This window comes from Aquicella lusitana (genome assembly GCF_902459475.1).
Lineage (GTDB): Bacteria > Pseudomonadota > Gammaproteobacteria > DSM-16500 > DSM-16500 > Aquicella > Aquicella lusitana.
Window position 1 is genome coordinate 38,066 of record NZ_LR699114.1, and the last position, 17,909, is coordinate 55,974.

The 17,909-nt window shown below is 46.8% G+C and carries 6 protein-coding genes; 3 read left to right on the top strand and 3 right to left on the bottom strand.

Going from position 1 to position 17,909, the window contains the following annotated elements; all coding sequences use genetic code 11:
• Positions 1–14: 14 nt before the first annotated feature.
• Positions 15–1,229: a dihydroorotase gene (locus AQUSIP_RS00200; protein ID WP_114834939.1), complete on the top strand. Its 1,215-nt coding sequence runs from the start codon at positions 15–17 to the stop codon at positions 1,227–1,229.
• Between the two features lie 133 nt (positions 1,230–1,362).
• Here AQUSIP_RS00200 and AQUSIP_RS00205 read toward each other — a convergent pair whose 3' ends face one another.
• Positions 1,363–3,165 carry an aminotransferase class V-fold PLP-dependent enzyme gene (locus AQUSIP_RS00205; protein ID WP_114834938.1) on the bottom strand — a complete coding sequence of 601 codons (1,803 nt, stop codon included), beginning with the start codon at positions 3,163–3,165 and terminating at the stop codon, positions 1,363–1,365.
• A 128-nt stretch (positions 3,166–3,293) separates the two neighbouring features.
• Between AQUSIP_RS00205 and AQUSIP_RS00210 the strand changes: the two genes are divergently transcribed.
• Complete coding sequence (locus AQUSIP_RS00210) at positions 3,294–4,079, top strand: FecR family protein (RefSeq protein ID WP_114834937.1); 786 nt, start codon at positions 3,294–3,296, stop codon at positions 4,077–4,079.
• Positions 4,080–4,081: 2 nt separating this feature from the next.
• On the opposite strand, the gene AQUSIP_RS00215 is transcribed toward AQUSIP_RS00210, so the two are convergent.
• On the bottom strand, positions 4,082–6,283 hold the full coding sequence (locus AQUSIP_RS00215; protein WP_170131853.1) for a CHASE2 domain-containing protein: 2,202 nt from the start codon (positions 6,281–6,283) through the stop codon (positions 4,082–4,084).
• 69 nt (positions 6,284–6,352) lie between these two features.
• The gene (locus tag AQUSIP_RS00220; protein WP_148326068.1) at positions 6,353–15,871 is read right to left on the bottom strand and encodes an autotransporter-associated beta strand repeat-containing protein; all 9,519 of its coding nucleotides are present in this window, start codon (positions 15,869–15,871) and stop codon (positions 6,353–6,355) included.
• Between the two features lie 285 nt (positions 15,872–16,156).
• Here AQUSIP_RS00220 and AQUSIP_RS00225 point away from each other — a divergent pair, with 285 nt between their 5' ends.
• On the top strand, positions 16,157–17,878 hold the full coding sequence (locus AQUSIP_RS00225; protein ID WP_114835119.1) for a ShlB/FhaC/HecB family hemolysin secretion/activation protein: 1,722 nt from the start codon (positions 16,157–16,159) through the stop codon (positions 17,876–17,878).
• Positions 17,879–17,909: the final 31 nt, after the last annotated feature.

A 17,909-nucleotide genomic window follows, 5' to 3' on the forward strand; every position in this document is an offset into this window, starting at 1 on the left:
GATTTCAAGTTAAAATGACGATTATAAAAGACATCAAAACTTATCAGGGAAATACCATTGACTTGGTGTTGGCAGATAATAAAGATCATATTATTCAGGCGGACGGATTGACAGCTTTGCCTGCTGTGATCGACCCGCACGTGCATTTTCGTACACCCGGGATGGAATACAAGGAAGATTGGCGAACCGGCGCCAAGGCGGCTATTCGCGGCGGCTGCACGACTGTGTTTGACATGCCTAATACCAAGCCACCCACGATTACCCAGTCCCTGCTCGATGAAAAAAAAGCACTGATCGATCGACAGCTGAAAGAAGCAGGCATTCCGCTGCGTTATAAACTTTTTTTTGGTGCCGACAAAGGCCATCTGGATGAAATTGCAAACATTGAGAAGGACTGTGTAGGTATCAAGGTGTTCATGGGATGCAGTACGGGCAACCTGGTCATTGATGATGACGAAAGTTTGCATGCTGTTTTCTCGCTTGCGGCAAAGCATCATATGCTAGTAGCAGTACACGCAGAAGATGAACATTTAATTCGGGAACGTAAGGCAAACTATCAAGGAGAGTGGAATTATCCTGTGCATTCCGTTATCCGTAATATTGATGTTGCTGCGAAAGCGGTCGAAAAAGCGATTGCGCTAACAAAGCGCTATGGCACGCGCTTATATATTTTGCATGTGAGCAGCGCAGAAGAAGTTGCGCTAATTAAAACGGCAAAACAGGCTGGTTTGCCCGTATTTGCAGAGACGACACCCCATCATTTGTTTTTTGATACGACGCTTTATGATGTATTGGCGGGCAAAGCAGTAGTAAATCCGCCGCTGCGTGATCCAAGGCATCGCGAACATTTGTTTGCCGCGATACACGAGAAAGTAATTGATACCATTGGTTCAGATCATGCGCCTCATACACCGGATGAAAAAGCACTACCTTATGGCGAATGCCCCTCAGGTATGCCGGGAATCGAATTTATGTTGCCTATGCTGCTTAATGCCTGCTCCCGCGATTTGCTCAACCTGGATGAAGTAGTTGCATTGACATCAGCAAACGCTCGCCACATTTTCCATATGCCTCCTTCAGATGACTGGGTATTAGTCAATCTCGGCGAAACGCGCACGGTTGAGCGTACGGAAAGTAAATGCGGCTGGTCACCCTATATGGGTCTTACTTTAAAAGGTTGGCCTGTTTATACGATTTTGAAAGATACTTGTTATAAAGTGAATAATTAAAAGTTCTCTCTGCTTTCCGTCATTGCTCTCGCCGTCGTCCGCTATGCGCAAACTTGAAGATACACATAGCGGACGACGGCGAGAGCAGAAATTTACCGGACAGTAATGGAGGACAGCATGTGGATAGCAATCGCTACAAATTTTTTTTGGTATAGCGCTTCTCTTCTTCTTTTTTATCCGTTTCAGTTATCGCCGACTGCGGCGTTGCCTTTGGCCAGAAATAGCCGGGATAATTGTTGCCGGGCAGCGATTGATCGATGCGGACATACATATCACCTATTAAATCCTGCACAACAGATGGCACGAAACCGGTTGCGAGCACGCCATAGGCTTTAGCAATGCCTTTCGGTTTTTGATGCGGATTTTGTTTGACATAATCCACCGATTTTTTTAAATCGGTTACGAAGTCTTTTACAAAATCAGGCACCTTGGTATGCAGGGCAGTCAGGCAAAAGTGAAAACCATCAGCTTGATAATCCGATGTTAATAAACAGTTTAATTCCCATCCGTGTGACTTCATTAATTCAGCGACTAAAAGAGGATTGATTCCAGATGTCGTGCGCATGCCAACTACAGAGAGCTGAGTGGAATAGGGAACGATGATGCCGTCAATTTTTTTAACTTCATCGGTTAATTCTTTGGCGAGCGCAAGAATAGCTGCTGTATCTTTAACATAACCGTTTTCACCTTGATAAAGCATTACTGCATGGGCGGTGACGACTTGCACGCCTGTGCGGGATCCAGGAAGACCTGGCGTGACATAAGAACCGACAGAAGAGGTAAGATAAGTATGTGTCGGTGTGGGAGCAATCAATACTTCCGCGCGTCGCCTGAATAAAATAATAGATACGCCCTTGGGGCCTTCACCATATTTATGAATATCTGCAGAAACACTGCTAACGCCCTCATTTTGAAAATCACACCAGGGTAATTCGACGCCTGCTTTTTTAGCGAAAGCTGTTAAAAAACCACCAAGACACGCATCAACATGGAAAGGAATGGGTTTGGATCTATGAAGCCAATCTTTATTATTTTGAGCTATCTCTGCTAATTCCTTGATGGGGTCGATGACGCCAAATGGAAAAGAGGGAGCGGAAGCTGCCATCATGCAAGTATTACGGTTAATGGCAGCTTTCATCGCATTAACATCAGCCCGGCCTGTGTTTTTATCAACGGGCACAACGACTAATTTGGCGTTTAATATTTCTGCGGCCTTCCAAAAAGCAGGATGTGCACTGCTCGGCACAATGATTTCAGGCGCTTGGTTTCCATTTTTTCGGGCGTGCAAAACGTAGGCCTTGCAGGCTTCAAAAATACTTAACGTACCGCCTGCGGTAATAACGCCATGTGTGCCATCAGGACCATTAAACAATTTTCTGCACCAGGAAATCACTTCTGCTTCTTTTTTCTTAATGTCTTTGAAGACAGGATGCATTGGGTTGGTTAATGCAGTTTCTCCATAAAGTTTTTCTAAAAACGCAGAAAATTCGGGCGGATATTCTGAATAGATGGCGCCAGACAAACGGCCTTTTTTATTTTCTATTTGCTTTTTGGGATATACTTTACGTATTTCCTCAATACTATATCCTTCTGGCGGCAGCGAATGGATCGGCGGCGTTGCCGATTTTTCTCTGTCTGCTTCTATTTCGACTTTATAACCATTCAGGTTTTTTGTCACTTCACCTCTGATTAATTTATCAGCTATCCGGCCTACCACGGGCACCTGCAGTGTTTTTTTAACCGCATTATTCATGAGGGTTTCTTTAATTTTTTTAGTGTCCCATTCGTGGTAGAGCGAATAAGTTTGATACGCGAAGCGTGGCCCATATTGGAGTAAAAGCAGGGCTGTAATGATCGTTACAGGGGAATAGTCCTCCAGCGTTTCATTGACATAATTTCCTAGCCAGTTTGCCATTTGCAGAGAGCCGCTTAACATGTGAGAGATCCTTTCTAATTGATTAGTCAGGTATTTTTGAGGAGGGCGGGTGTTGCGTCAAGCGGGTTTTTTTCAAAATATCGACTATACTTAAGAAAAATGAACGAGTTACCAACGAGAGAGTGGGCATGATAATGATAAATTTCCAAAAAATGGGAATCGCGCTTATAGCGCTACTATTTTTATCATTTATTCAGCCTGCTTTTGCCGAAGATCCACCACTACCAACACCCGTTGGCCGCGTTATTTGGGTGCAGGGAACTTTAAAGGCCATTATGCCTAACCAGGAAGAGCGTCTGCTGAAAAAAACGTCGGTTATCTATTTGAATGATACATTAATTACGGATAGCAAAAGTAAAGCTCAAATTGCTTTCACTGATAACACATTGATGACGTTTCGTCCCGACACAAAATTTTATATTGATAAATATCAGTATAATCCCAAGGCGAAAAAAGGCTCGGTGGGCAAATATATAATGAATTTGATCGAAGGCGGCTTTCGCACAATTACTGGCCTTATCGCGAAAGGTAATCCCAGTGATTATAAAGTCAATACACCTGTTGCTACTATCGGCGTGCGTGGTACGGATTATACCGTGTACGTTAATCCCAAAGGTCAGTTATATGTAGGCTATTATAGCGGATCACCTTGCGTTGATAGCAAAAAAGGATCCTTGTGTTTAAGCGAGAAAACAAAATACGCTTATGTACCAACATCGGGAGCTGTTCCTGTTCCGCTTAGCCAGCAGCCGGCTGTCTTTCATGAAAAACTGGATATTGTTCCTACTAAAATCACACCATTTTCTGCCGTGGGCGGTGGTGTGACAACAGCTGGAACAGCAGTAGGCACAACGGGTACTTCAACGCCACCCGCACGCTCGGGAACAGTTTCAAGCTTTTGTATCACCAACTGAACCTATTTAGTCGCATGCACATACACCCCATCCCAATCTGGCGGCAGGGGGTGCGCCTTGAATTCCTTAATTCGATCCAGGTAAATTCGATAGATTTTCGTTTCAGCGTGCGTTTGTTGTAGTTGCGTTAACAAGGCTTCTGCTTCATCCCATCGCTGAGCGAAATAATGTTCAAGGGCCTTATGATAAGAAGCAAGTTCGATTGCCTGTTCTGTTGTTAATTCTGTTTTTTTGCAGATGACTTCATAAATTGCAACACCAGATTTTTTTCCTTTTACCCTGACACGATCTAATAAGCGAAAAACAAATCTTGATTGGTGCTGTTCTGTATTTTCAGTAACAATGATATTCACACCATAGAATTTGGTAAGACTTTCAACGCGCGACGCCAGATTAACTGCGTCGCCAAGCACAGTGTAATTACGGCGGAAGCGTGACCCCATGTCGCCTACACTCATGAGGCCACTGTTAATGCCAATACCGATTTTAATTTCTGGCCATTTTCGCTCTGCCAGCATCGGCTGCAAAGTAATCAGTTTTGTTTGCATATCAATTGCGGACTCAAGTGCGTGGCGCGCATGATTTTTATCTTTTAACGGGGCGCCCCAGAAAGCCATGATAAGATCACCCACATACTTGTCTATGGTGCCGCGATGTTTAAAAATAATTTCTGTCATGGGCGTGAAGAAAGTGTTTAACATATCAACCAATTCGGCAGCTGACATGCCTTCTGAAATGGTGGTGAAATTACGAATATCCGCAAATAGAACAGACATCTCTCTGTCTTCACCATGCAGGCCATAATTGCCGGTCGTTTTTAACATTTCATCAATATGTTTTTCTGGAACGTATTGTCCAAACATTTCCTTAAGCCTTTCACGGCGCCGTGTTTCAAACAGATAACCGTAGATGATATTTAAAATGGCAATGGCGAAAATTAAAAAAATCGGCAGAAGAAAAGATAAAATATAACCGGTTTGGTGCCAAATCCAATTATTGAGAAGCAGTAAACTAGGCGGTACCAGAATAATTAATAAGGCAAGTATTCGGGGACCAAAATAGGGAAACATAAAAGCAGCTATCAAACCAAATAAAACCGTGATGACAAAGTTGGCGCCAAAAGTCCAAGCGGGTTTATAAGAGAAACTGTCTTCGAGCATTCCGTTGACCAGCGTTGCCTGTATTTCAACGCCGGGGAAGGGATTTTGTACTGCTGTTGCGACAAGATCACCCAATCCTGTAGCAGAGGTACCTACAAAAAGGATTTTTCCTAATAAGGCATTTTTGGGTATGTTGCGATTTAACACATCGATCGCGGAGTAATAGGAGAAGGTATAACTTTTACCAATGAAAGGAATTAATACTTGTCCCTTATCATCGGTAGGGATCATACGTGTCCCAAAAACGATGCCTTCCAATTCTTTCGTGTGCCCATAAGTGGGTGTAACAAGCTGTATATTTTCGCCAAGAAAAACTAGCACCGCCTGCAGTGACAAGGCAGGATAAACGCCGCCCTTATATTGAATCAGTAATGGCGCGTGTCGGATGATGCCATCGCTATCGGCAAAAATATTGATGAACCCAGCGCCTTTTGCTGCCTGCTGCAGAATAGGTATGTTACTGATATAGCCCAATGCTTTAATAATATGGAGTTCTCGGCTTTCTTCAGGTGTTAAGGTTAAAAGTGGTTTTGGTAGCTGGTTTTGCGTTTCAGGGCGCGGTAAAAAACCAATGGGAAGCACAGTAGGATTTTCTGCGAGGCTTTTGGCAAAGATAGAATCTTCATCAAACAATGGCTCGCTTTTTCTCAAAATCGATTCCAGTGCTGTGTTAGCCATATTTTTTTTGCTTAAGGTATCAAGTAGCGCTTTGGCGATATTAATTTCTTTTTCAGAAAAAAGAATATCAAAAGCTATGACGGCGGCGCCTTCTTCTTTTAATCGGTCTGTTAACTCGGCGAGCTTACTTCTCGGCCAGGGCCATCGACCGATAGCTTTGAGGCTTTTGTCATCAATATCAATAATCGCCACGGGGCTGACCGGTGTGATTTTTTCAGTGAGAATACGCATGCGTAATTGCAAATCGTAGCCCAGATTATCAAGGCGTTCGATGAATAGGCGAACAAATCGGGTGGGGGTGATTAATAACCAGATGGCGATAGCTACCAGAATCAGGCCTAAAAAAATGGGAATGCGCTTGCTCATGCCTTGTCCTTTATTCGTCCCTGCTTTCATCCTGCTACAAATGCGGTCTTAAATCAATTTACTGCAAACTTAATTTGCCTGAGAACAATAGGGATTGATTTTAACTTGAGTTAATGTTTCATAGTAATCTTCCGCTGCTTGCGTAATCATGTCGGTAATATTCTGGTTGACACTGGTCATCGTCCAGTTTGTCGTGGAAGTGACTGTACTGGTGGTAGGATTGCCTTGTTGAATGACATCGGCGATATCCGTAGTACTGGTGCCTCCGGTGAGTGTGAAGTTTTCAAAGAACATGGTAGTCGATCCAACCATCACCTCGTTAGAAGAAGCATTGACGACGGCATTGGTATTAAAAACCACGGTATCCCGGCCGCTTGAACTGCGGAACCGCTGGAAGCCGTCGAAGTAAATAGGATCGTTAACAAAACCTAATTTGGCTCCGGTGATGGTCAATGTATTTGCCTTGTTAGGTAAGGTGAGTTCATTTAATTGTCCATTGTTGATTAAGTTAGTAATGTTATCAAATGCAGTGATGAGCCCACCATTGGTGGCACTGCCGGTATTGGTGTTGGTTAAAGTGACATTGACTGGAGAACTGTATTGGGCGAAGTTCAGGGTATTGGTGCCAGCAAGTGATCCGCCGTTGACAATGCCAGTGATGCGGGCGCCGTTAGCGAAGACGAAGGTATCATCACTGCTGCCGCCGGTTAAGTTCTGGATGTTACTGAAGGTGCCGCCCACGCCGGTGACGGTGCCGCCATTGGTGCCGGAGACCGTCCAGTTGTTAGCGGAGTTGTCTGCAGTCAAGGTATTAACGCCGCCGCTGCCATTGATGGAGCCTGCGAGTGATCCGCCATTCAGCTTGAAGCTATCATTGCCACTGCCGCCGGTTAAGTTCTGGATGGAGCTGAACCCGCCGGTGATGCCGGTGACGGAACCGGCGTTAAGCGCAGTTAGCGTCCAGGTGTTGGCGGTATTACCGCCGACTAAGGTATTGGTACCGCCGCCGCCACTTAAAGCACCTGCGAGCGAGCCGCCGTTTAAGGTGAAGGTATCCCCATTGCTGCCACCCGTGACATTCTGGATGTTGGAGAAGCCGCCGGTGATGCCGGTAACGGAACCGGCATTGGCAGCGGTAATGACCCAGGTGTTGGCGGTATTAGCGCCGGTCAGGGAGTTCGTGCCCGCGCCGCCGCTTAAGGCGCCGGCGAGCGAGCCGCCGTTTAAGGTGAAGGCATCATTGCCGCTGCCGCCGGTTAAGCTTTGGATATTGCCGTAAGTGAAGCTGCCGGTCACGCCTGCGGTGGCGAGGCTGCCTGCATTGGCGCCGGTGATGTTCCAGGTTTGGGTGTTGCCGGTATTGACCGTGAGGCTATTGGAACCACCGCTGCCAGCGACAGTGACATTGTTGGCAGCGATAGCGCCGCTGATCATGTAGGATTCATTGCTGCTCATGCCGCCGGCGAAGGTGACGTTGCGGTTGCCGCCGATGCCATTGTTGATGGCGACGGTGACATTGCCTGAGCCTGCCGCAGTAGAGAAGATGGTGTCAGCGCCGAGTGTGATGGCGCCCGTATAAGTCTGGTTGCCGACAGTGGCGACACTGCCGCCATTGATGTTAATGCCGCTTGCGGTGACAGCTAGACTGCTCAGTGCATCGGTTGCACCCACTGTGCCGGCGAACGTGGTGGTACCGCTGCTATTGACGGTGAGATCAAAGTCGCCATCACCATCCACTATACCATTAAAGGCAATATTGCCGCCGGAGCTATCGAAGGTCATGGCACGGCCGACGAGGACGGTTCCAGCATAAGTCTGGTCGCCGGTAGTACGAATGAGAGGTGCGTCAATGACAGCCGTGCTGTTGGCAGTGACGGAGCTAAGCCGTGTCAGGTTACCGATATTACCTGTCAGAATGACACTGCCTGCGCCTTCCAGCGTTAATGCTGCTGCACCGTTGATGGTGTTGCTAAGTGTCAGTGTATCGGTCGGATTGATGGCGCCTATCGTTGTATCAGATCCGAGTGTGATGGCACCGCTTGCGGTTGCAGCGCCCGTGCCAACTAATGCGCCTTCCGTGCCTGCAGCGCCGCTGCCGTTTAATGTTAGTGCATTGGCGACGGTAATACCGTCATTGATTTGCAGCGTACCACCGCTATTGACGGTGGTAGAAGCCGTGCCTAATGCATTGTTATTTTGTGCGGCTAATATACCAGCGCTGACGGTTGCTCCACCGGAGTAGGTATTAGCGCCTGATAGTGTTACTGTACCCGTGTCTGTTTTTGTTACTGTTCTTGCGCCGCCCGTTTCACTGATGGTACCGCTCAGTGTTAATGAACCTGTGCCGCCAATGGTTGTATTACCGGTAAGTGAAATTGCGCCAGAAAGCGAACCGGTGCCTGTACCTATCAATGCACCGTTACCGTCAATGCCTGTGCCCGTCACTGTGACCGCTTCGTTGCCTATAGTCGCATTATTAATTTGCAGCGTTGCGCCATCACTTACTGTGGTGCCTGCGCTGACGCTTCCTAACGCTGTGTTATTATTTGCAACTAAAGTGCCAGCGTTAATTAAAGTCGTGCCGAGATAAGTGTTTGCGCCCGATAAAGTTAATGTACCGCTGCCCGTTTTGGTAAGCCCACCGGTGCCACTGATGATACCACCAAATGTTTCGGTACCTGTCTCATTCACAGTTAATGTGCCTGCACCTAAGGAAATATTACCACCCGTTGTGCCGCCGCCGGAAAGACCCGCGATGGTTTGGCTGTTTCCATTAAGATCCAAGGTGGCGCCTGCGACATCGGCGAGAATAATACTGGATGTACTGGCCAATGAAGCGCCACTGCCGAGCCGTAAAGTGCCGCCATTAATTGTAGTAGTGCCCGTGGTATTCGCGCCGGAGAGCTGGAATGTGCCGGCGCCTTCTTTGGTCAGCGTGACACCAGTGATGGTGCCGGCAGCGAGACTGGAAAGGCCTGCATTGTTGATCGTAAAGCTGGTTGAGCCGCCACCGATGACATTGCCGCCTACAATAGGTCCGCCAATATCGGTAGTCGTGAAGATGATATCACCCGCGGTTGACGTGAGCGAAACAGGGTTATCCAGATGAACATCATCGCCATAAGTTTGATCGCCAACCGTTGTTACATTAATAACGTTGGCAGGATTAAGCGTATCCTGGAAATGTATGCTCATTGTGGCTGCAAGCGGTGTAGAAGTTAAGCTTGCTAAAGGAACGCCTGCACCTATATCGGCACTGAAGTAGTTATCATTGCCGAAATAGACAGTTAACGCACGTGGTGTCAGAGCATTATCCGAATCAATGGTAGAGGTATGGGTGGCGTCAGATATAAAAGATACATTCCCGGTTAAGCTTGATAATACGGTATCAGCTCCCAACACAGTCGCGCCGGTATAGGTTTGGGTGCCTAATGTATCAATAGTAGGATTGAGTGAAATATCTGTTCCGCCGTTGATGTTAATAGTGTTAGCTGTTGCTGAAAGTGATGTAATGCCCCATGTCAAAGGAGCCGTGCCGATTTTGCCACCCAATGTTAGTACATCATTCGCGTTAAGTGTAAGCGCATAGCTACCTGTTGCCGCTATGTCTGTATCGATAGTGTCTGTAAAATTAATATCGCCGCTGGTGCTGGTGAAGGTCGCATTATTGTTGTTAATGGTGACAGGATCATTATAAGTTTGAGTGCCAGTGGTTCGGATGAGACCGCCATTCACTTTTATTGAACTGCCAGAAACGTCCAATGTCCCCAGTGCGACGCCGTTGCCAACCATTCCTGAAAAAGTGGTAGCGCCTGTTGTATTAAGTGTTAAATTCCAGTTAGTCGCAAACCCATCGAGTGTGCCGGCAAAGGAGATGGGACCTGTATTGGCTGAAAATATACTATTTGCGTTGATCGTGACATTATCACCATATACTTGCCCAGCAGCACCAGTTGTTGTAACTGTGCCGCCATTAATTTGAGTCGTACCACCGCTATTTGTCGCAAGGCTGGCTGCGGAGATGGTGCCGTTTAATGTCGTGGTGCCTGTACTGTTTAACGTGATGGCGCCCAAAGCAAAGGTATTGCCAACATCACCCAATAAACCAATTTGGTTTGAACCAGTGTTAATGGTCAAAGCACGTGGCGTGCTGTTACCATCACTATCTACAGTCAGGCCAAAAAAGAGATTACCAGAATTGATAGTGGTATCAGCGCCTAATGTTATTGCGTCTGAAATATCGATCGTTCCTGTGGTGTTAATGCTGCCGCCGTTAATAACAGTAGAGCCGCCTGAATTAGCAGTTATACTTAATAAATCCGAGCCTTCGCCCACTGCGCCGCCAAAAGTCGTGGTTCCTGAAGAGTTAATTATTAACGCACGCGCAGAAACAGATGAGTCAAGTGTGTCGTTAAAACTAATATTACCCGTAGCAGTGGTGAGAGTAGGATCAGCACTTAATAGTACTGGGCCATTGAAGGTAAGCGCTCCTGTTCCACTGGCGGTGATGTTGCCGTTGATGTTATAAGTTGTCGTTGCTGTTGTAGCTAAGCTCACATTGGGGTTTGTAACATTGCCTAATGTCAGATTATTGCTGGAGACTGAATATAAAATATCAGCATCAGAAAGGCTGCCTTTGGCCGTATCCAGCAAGGTATTGCTAAAACTAGCTGATGCGCTATTGCCGATTTGAACGGTATTAGCCGTGAGCGCAAGTTGGGTGCTGCCAGAGAGACTGCCACCACTTCCCGGTGTAACAGCAACCACATTTGCTTGCGTTGCTGCGTTATCAAGATAGACAAGAATGCCGGTGCTATCGGCGATGGTATTATTGGTGCCGATTTGATTATCTCCCTCTAGGAAATAGAAGAAGCCGTTTGCGCCTGTATACGTGCTATCAAGAATAGAACCATCGACAACCAGGTTGACAACTGAATTGGCGCTCGATGAAGTGCCGGAGATAGCACGGGGAGTAGAAGTATAAAAAGAACGAAGGTAGGGATACGATTGTCCCTCAATAACACCCCAGACATCGGTAAAGTCCCATCCACTGAAGGTCGCTTGCGCCATCATTTGTGAAGTCGTTCTACCGGTGCCGCCACTACTGGATGCTCGACCAGAGGTTTGCGTATCCCAATAGCTATTGGACACCGTACCTGAATTATTCGTGCCGATTAATCCACCGAGATTGGTATTAGCCGTTCCTGTTACACTACCGAAGCTATAACTTCGAGTGGTTGTTGTAGAAAAATTATTAAAACCCACCAGGCCGCCAGCATGGCTTCTGTTTCCTAACGTGCGGGTGCTGTTTGAAACAACGTTTGCAAAGCTGTAACTATCTTCAATATAACCTGTGCCTGAACCTACGCCAAAACTGGCTAATTCGTTGTAACCAACCAAGCCGCCCGTAGCAAAACTCACAGCACTGCCTGTCATCAGGCCTCCGCTATATGACTGGGCAATCAAGCCCTGGTTAATACCTACCAGACCGCCTACGGCACCTGAGCCCGAGACACTGCCGATACTATAAGCATTGGTAATTGCTGCGGTGGAGGTACCGCCTGTCAGGGCGCCGGCCAGCCCGCCTGTTCCGCCTGCACCGCCGGTGATACTGACATTCGTTAAGCCAATATTAGAAATGATCGCATTGGTTGCTACACCAAATAGACCCACGTAAGTGGGTGTTGTACCTGCTCCGCCTGCGCCAACTTCACCGAAGTTGCCAAGACCGCTTAATGTGGGCAGCGTTTGCGTAATAGTAAGGTTGTCTATCACATATCCATTGCCGTTTAGGGAGCCAGTAAAAGGTGCACTCGTTGTACGGCCCACTGGAACAAAACCTGTGCCGCTGGTGCCGCCCCAAACATCCGCGCCATAAGTTGTCGAAGAAATAGTACTGCTCGCATCAATATCATTAGCCAGGGTGTATTCTGCATCCAGCGCCATACCCATTAATTGCAATTGATGCGCATTTCTGACTGTTGTACTCCATTCCGCGGCGAGCATAGGACGTGTGGCATCATCAAAGATTAGCCAGGTTGCGGCGGGAGCTGTGGTTCCTGTGGAAGGGGTGCTGCTGATATTCCAGCCATCAGTGTCATAGGTAGTGAAATCGAGTAATTGAGCAGTGGTTAAGCCGGTGCCACCATCACTCGTTAATTGACCTGATGTGTCGGTATCCCAATAACTGGCTGTGACAGTACCTCCAGTATCTACTCCAATTAAACCGCCGGTATTGAGTGACCCAGTAACCAAGCCACTGCTATAAGAATTACTGATCGTTCCTCCCGCATCCAACACCCCTACCAGCCCACCGGATACATCGCCTGATATACTGCCAATATTATAGGAGTTGCTAATCGTGCCATAGTTATAACCAGCGATACCTCCCGCTTGAAGGTCACCCACGATGCTAGCTGCATTATAACTCTGATCGATCAGTCCATAGTTATCGCCAACAATACCGCCGACTGGGCTATCCAGACCTGTCACTGTGCCGGTCACAGAGACGCCGCTAATGCTGCCAGTAAATAATCTTCCTGCTAACCCGGCAACACGTTGAAGCCCCGTAATATTGACGTTGGTTAAAGCGACATTTTGAACCGAGGCTGCCGCATCATCGATTAATCCAAATAATCCTACATATTGTGATGAGGGTCTGTTTATATACAGATTGCTAATCTCATATCCCTGACCATTCAATGAACCCGTAAAGGCGGCGCTAACTGTTCCTATTGGTATAAACCCGGAACTGCTGCCGCCCCAAATATCCGCCGTGTTGTTTATGCCCGAAAGGTCAACATTACTAGTGAGTGTGTACGCAGCATCGAGTGCTGTAGACATTAATTGTACTTGATGGGCTGTATTTAAATTGGTAGACCATTCTGCACGAAGCATAGGACGCGTTTGTCCGTCTAGAATTAGCCATGTACCAGCAGGCGGGGTAGCACCTGTAAAGCCTGAGCTTGCGATACTCCATCCAGCATCGCTAAACGTTGAGGCTGTCATCATTTGAGCAGTTGTTCTGCCTGTGCCGCCTGCACTGGTAGATTGTCCTGATGTTTCCGTGTCCCAGAAACTATTTGAAATGGTTGCGCCGCCTGCACCGATGGCGCCGACCAATCCTCCTGGCGTGCCAGATCCCGTTACAAGACCTGTGCTGAAGCTATTGCTAATGCTTCCGCCTGAACGAATTGTTCCAAATAAACCGCCTATACTGCCCGGGCCTGAAACAGCGCCGGTGCTATAAGTGTTGCTGATGGTATTATTGCCGGAAGTACCTACCAGTCCACCTATATCACCACTTCCAGAGCCAATGACAGTTGTGCTGCTATAAGAGTTGGATAAGGTCACAAAATCCCACAGGAATCCGATTAGACCGCCTAAGGACCAGTCGCTTGTGTTGCGTACCGTACCGCCTTCGGAAAAGAGATTAGTTAATGTTCCGCCAAATACGATACCAATCATGGGTCCTACCTGCGATTCACCTGTCACATCCGGATTAATAAGACCGAGATTTTGAATAGTGGCATTATCGGCAACCGAAAAGAGGCCTACATTGACTGTGGTCGGGCGATTGATATAGAGGTTTTGAATAACATGTGATTGACCATCAAAGGTGCCGGTGTAATCGCCCATGGGAACGAAGCCACTGCCGCTGTTCCATTTGGAAGTCACCGTTGCATCAATATTATTGTTAAGTACATAGTAATAACCCAATGTTGTAGTGGTGGAGCCCGCACCTTGTAAACCATAAATGTCTACCAGTTCGACAGGATTACTGGCTTGTCCAAGGTTAGTGGATGAAGCATTCGCTGCACGAATGAAGGCCGCATCGGTATTGGCAGCGCCCATCGTGCCGGAATTGATCTGGAAATTGTTTGAAACATTAAAGCTGGGAAGTGTGGTTGAAACCTGGCTCCATGTTCCACGAAGTAGATTGAAATTTTTTACATTAATCGTGCCGCTCGCGCCGGTGGTAATCGTATTAGCCAGGTTGCCTGCACGCAATTGCAATGTGCCGGTTAATCCAGTGATGCCTGCGTTAATAATAATATTATTAGCAGCATCTAAAAGTAATGTATAAGGCGAAATCCAGGTGATAGCACTTGAAACCGTAATATCACCCGCTTCGGCGCCGGTTGAGCCTGTGGTGATCGTGACATTGGCGGTATTTAAATTACTGGCAATCGTGCTGGCGGAAACAGTTGCGGGGCTTCCTGTGGGTGTGAAGATATTAGGACTGCCGCCATCAAAGGCACCATTTGCTGTGCTGCCAGTGATTGTGACGTTCCAGGGATCTAATAACCATTCGCCGGTTTTACCGTAAGGCGCGCTGACATCAACGGCGATGTCGCCGACTTCCAAAATATGATGACCGGATGTTTCAATGAATCCGCCGTCACCGCCCTGTGCACCGCCCCGAGCACTCAAGTTGCCATATACTTTTGTCACCTCATCAGACCAGACAATGATGTCACCACCTTTGCCATCAGTAAGGGCATCCGCAATTAATTTAGTGTTCGGCATAACGACCGTTGCGTTGGCATTTGGCAGCGGGCCTTTGCCTTGATAATTACCGCCAATTAAAATTTCACCGCCGCCTTTATCACCACTGACATCAATCTCTGCGCCGGAGTCGACTAAAATTTTATTGCCGGTGATATGAATCTTGCCGCCTTTTTCACCCGCGCCTTTACCAGACGCATCCATTTTTGCAGCAACACGTACAACACCTGCATCCGTGTCACCGGATAAAATAATTTCACCATTTTGTACGCCCACTGATCGTGCCTGTACGATACCATCCATATTAATGACATGATCGAGCACACCTTGCGCTGCTTTAGCTGTGACAATGACTTTGCCGCCATCGGCTGAAATCATGCCCGTGTTACTGACACCTCTTAGATCACCCACAGCTTTTTCATCGACAGTGAAGCTAATCAAATTAGAACCATCGAAATTCATCGTGAAAGCACTGCCTGATGCTAATACGACTTTTCCCATACGGGCTTGTATGAGACCTTTGTTTTGTACGTTGTTACCGACGAGCGCAATGAGTCCGTGCTCGGCTGCGATAATTTGTCCTTCGTTAATGATGGAACCGGAATAAGGCGATACATGGGTGAAGCGATAATTGCCATTTAAAAAATCCTGATTGGAAATATTTGCTGTTGTCGCAATCAAACCACCAACATTGACATAGGCAGAAGGTCCGAAAAAAATACCAGCGGGATTCATTAATATAATTTGCCCTGTTGCGGTCAGTCTGCCGTAAATAGAGGAGGGGCCTTGGGTCGGACTGATCCGATTCAGGGTGACACCACCCGCTGGTTGTTGAAAATGTGTTGATTCAGGTTGGCCGATATTAAAACTTCGCCAATTAATAATAGCTTTTTGACTGGATTGATTGATAACAGTGGAGTTAGGGGATTGTTGAACAGAGACATTACCAGAGGCAACATTATCCAATACAGGATTAGCAGCCACAACGGATGTTAAAAAAACGGTTGCGATAGCTACTATTCCCTTTATCAATTGGTTTTGCCAATAGCCTATGGTTTTACTTTTAAAGGATTTTTTCATTCACCCACCCCTCCCCAGGAGTAGATTTTTTATCCATATATATTAAGTTTAGTACATAGATAGCGCTTTTTTGGCTTTTTAAAAAAGAAATAAAATGTTTTTATTAATTATTTCAATAAGTTTGATTATGATGTTTTAAAGGGGAGCGGGTTTTACGTACCAGGAGGAATAACTAGCTTTATTAAAGATTAAAAGCGCCCACATAAGCTAGGGAATAAGTTGAATAAATAACCCTGGCTTGTTATTTTTTCCTGATAACGGAAGATAAAATGAAAGGAATTCAGAATGCGTTCAATACCATTCAAGCTCGTGGGCATTGTTTCTTTGATCGTACTGGCTGGTAAAGCATGGTCAGTAGGCGGAGAATCCATTCCAGCTTCAGCCAAGCCTGAAACCGTTAGCCGGGCTTTGACAGAAGAGCAGCCAGCTGCGCCTGCGCGTGGTGCTCCCCCTGTTCTTGAGCCTGCGGAAAAAGCGCCTTCCCCACTCGGCGCCGAAGCGGAAAAAATCAAATTTCAGTTGAATGGTGTGATACTCGACGGTAATCGCGTTTTTAGCGATCAACAATTGAAGCTGCTCTATCAGGATAAAATTGGCAAAACAATCAGTGTCGCTGAACTATTTAATATCGTGCAAAGCATTACCAATTTCTACCGTAACAATGGATATATTATTTCCCGCGCTATTTTACCGCCGCAGCATGTGAAAAATGGTGTGGTTCGCATCCAGATCATTGAAGGCTTTATTGACAAAGTGGATGTAGCGGGAAATCCACGCGGTGCAAAATGTTTGGTTAAGGCATATGGTGAAAATATTCGGGCATGCCCGCCTTTAGCCATCAAGCGAATGGAAAAATATTTACTGCTTGCCAATGAAATTCCAGGCACAACTGTTAGGGCAGTATTATCGCCGTCTAAAACAACTACCGGCGCGGCAGACTTGTCGCTGGTAACAGAGAATAAGCCGATTGGCGGTTATGTATCGTATGACAATTACGGTACACGTTATATTGGTCCCCAGCAAATGACAGGTAATATCGCTTTGAATTCCATGATTGCTTCAGGCGATGCGACGCAGTTCACCTATACCAAAACGCCTAAAGGAAAAGAATTAACTTATACCGATTTGAATTATAATCTTCCGGTGGGCGATGAAGGCATACGCGGGTTATTTGGCTACACACGCGCCGGCACCCATCCACTGTTTGTGTTGCAGCCTTCTCAAATTGACGGTTTGACAAATAACTACTATACAACGTTCCAGTTCCCCATGATTCGTACACGCACAGAGAGCTTTACCTTCCGCACAGGATTTAATTATCTGGATAGCCGTGTCACGACTTTTGATGAACCATTATATGCAGACCACCTGCGCAATCTTGATTTAGGATTCAGTTACAATTTTGCGGACAGATTTTATGGAGCAAACCTTATCAGCGCAGATCTGCGCCAAGGGTTGCCTATCCTGGGTTATACGTCTGATACCAATGTCGCAACAGCCGAAACATCCCGCCCTGGTGGTCGCGGTGCTTATACTAAAATCATGCTGCAATTAAGCCGGCTTCAGGCGGTCAAAGGGCCTTTTTCTGTTTATGGCATATTTAGCGGTCAATGGGCTTTTAATCCGCTGTTATCGTCAGAACAGTTTACGTTTGGCGGACCGATTTTAGGACGCGGTTACGACGTGGCTGAGCTGATTGGTGACCGCGGCGTTGCCGGCAGCTTGGAAGCGCGCTATGACCTTGCGATTACGCGTCTTCTTACGAATTTGCAGATTTACATCTTTTATGATGCGGGCATGATCTGGAATATGCTGAATATCGAGGGCACGCCAAGGAAACAAAGCGCTACGTCCACCGGCATTGGGACGCGTTTCTTCATCACAAAATATATCAGCGGCAACCTGATGTGGACGCAAACGCTTACCAAGGAGGTGGCTGCAGAAGAGTTAATCGGCCAAGGCCGCAGACCACGCGTGTTCTTCAGCTTGGTGGCGTCGTTGAATTAACCAGCTGTCATGCGTTACGCTCAGAATGACA

Coding starts and splice junctions, on each gene's coding strand:
- AQUSIP_RS00215 (WP_170131853.1), bottom strand. CDS start 6,283: ATGAGCAAGCGCATTCCCATTTTTTTAGGCCTGATTCTGGTAGCTATC.
- AQUSIP_RS00200 (WP_114834939.1), top strand. CDS start 15: ATGACGATTATAAAAGACATCAAAACTTATCAGGGAAATACCATTGAC.
- AQUSIP_RS00225 (WP_114835119.1), top strand. CDS start 16,157: ATGCGTTCAATACCATTCAAGCTCGTGGGCATTGTTTCTTTGATCGTA.
- AQUSIP_RS00210 (WP_114834937.1), top strand. CDS start 3,294: ATGATAATGATAAATTTCCAAAAAATGGGAATCGCGCTTATAGCGCTA.
- AQUSIP_RS00220 (WP_148326068.1), bottom strand. CDS start 15,871: ATGAAAAAATCCTTTAAAAGTAAAACCATAGGCTATTGGCAAAACCAA.
- AQUSIP_RS00205 (WP_114834938.1), bottom strand. CDS start 3,165: ATGTTAAGCGGCTCTCTGCAAATGGCAAACTGGCTAGGAAATTATGTC.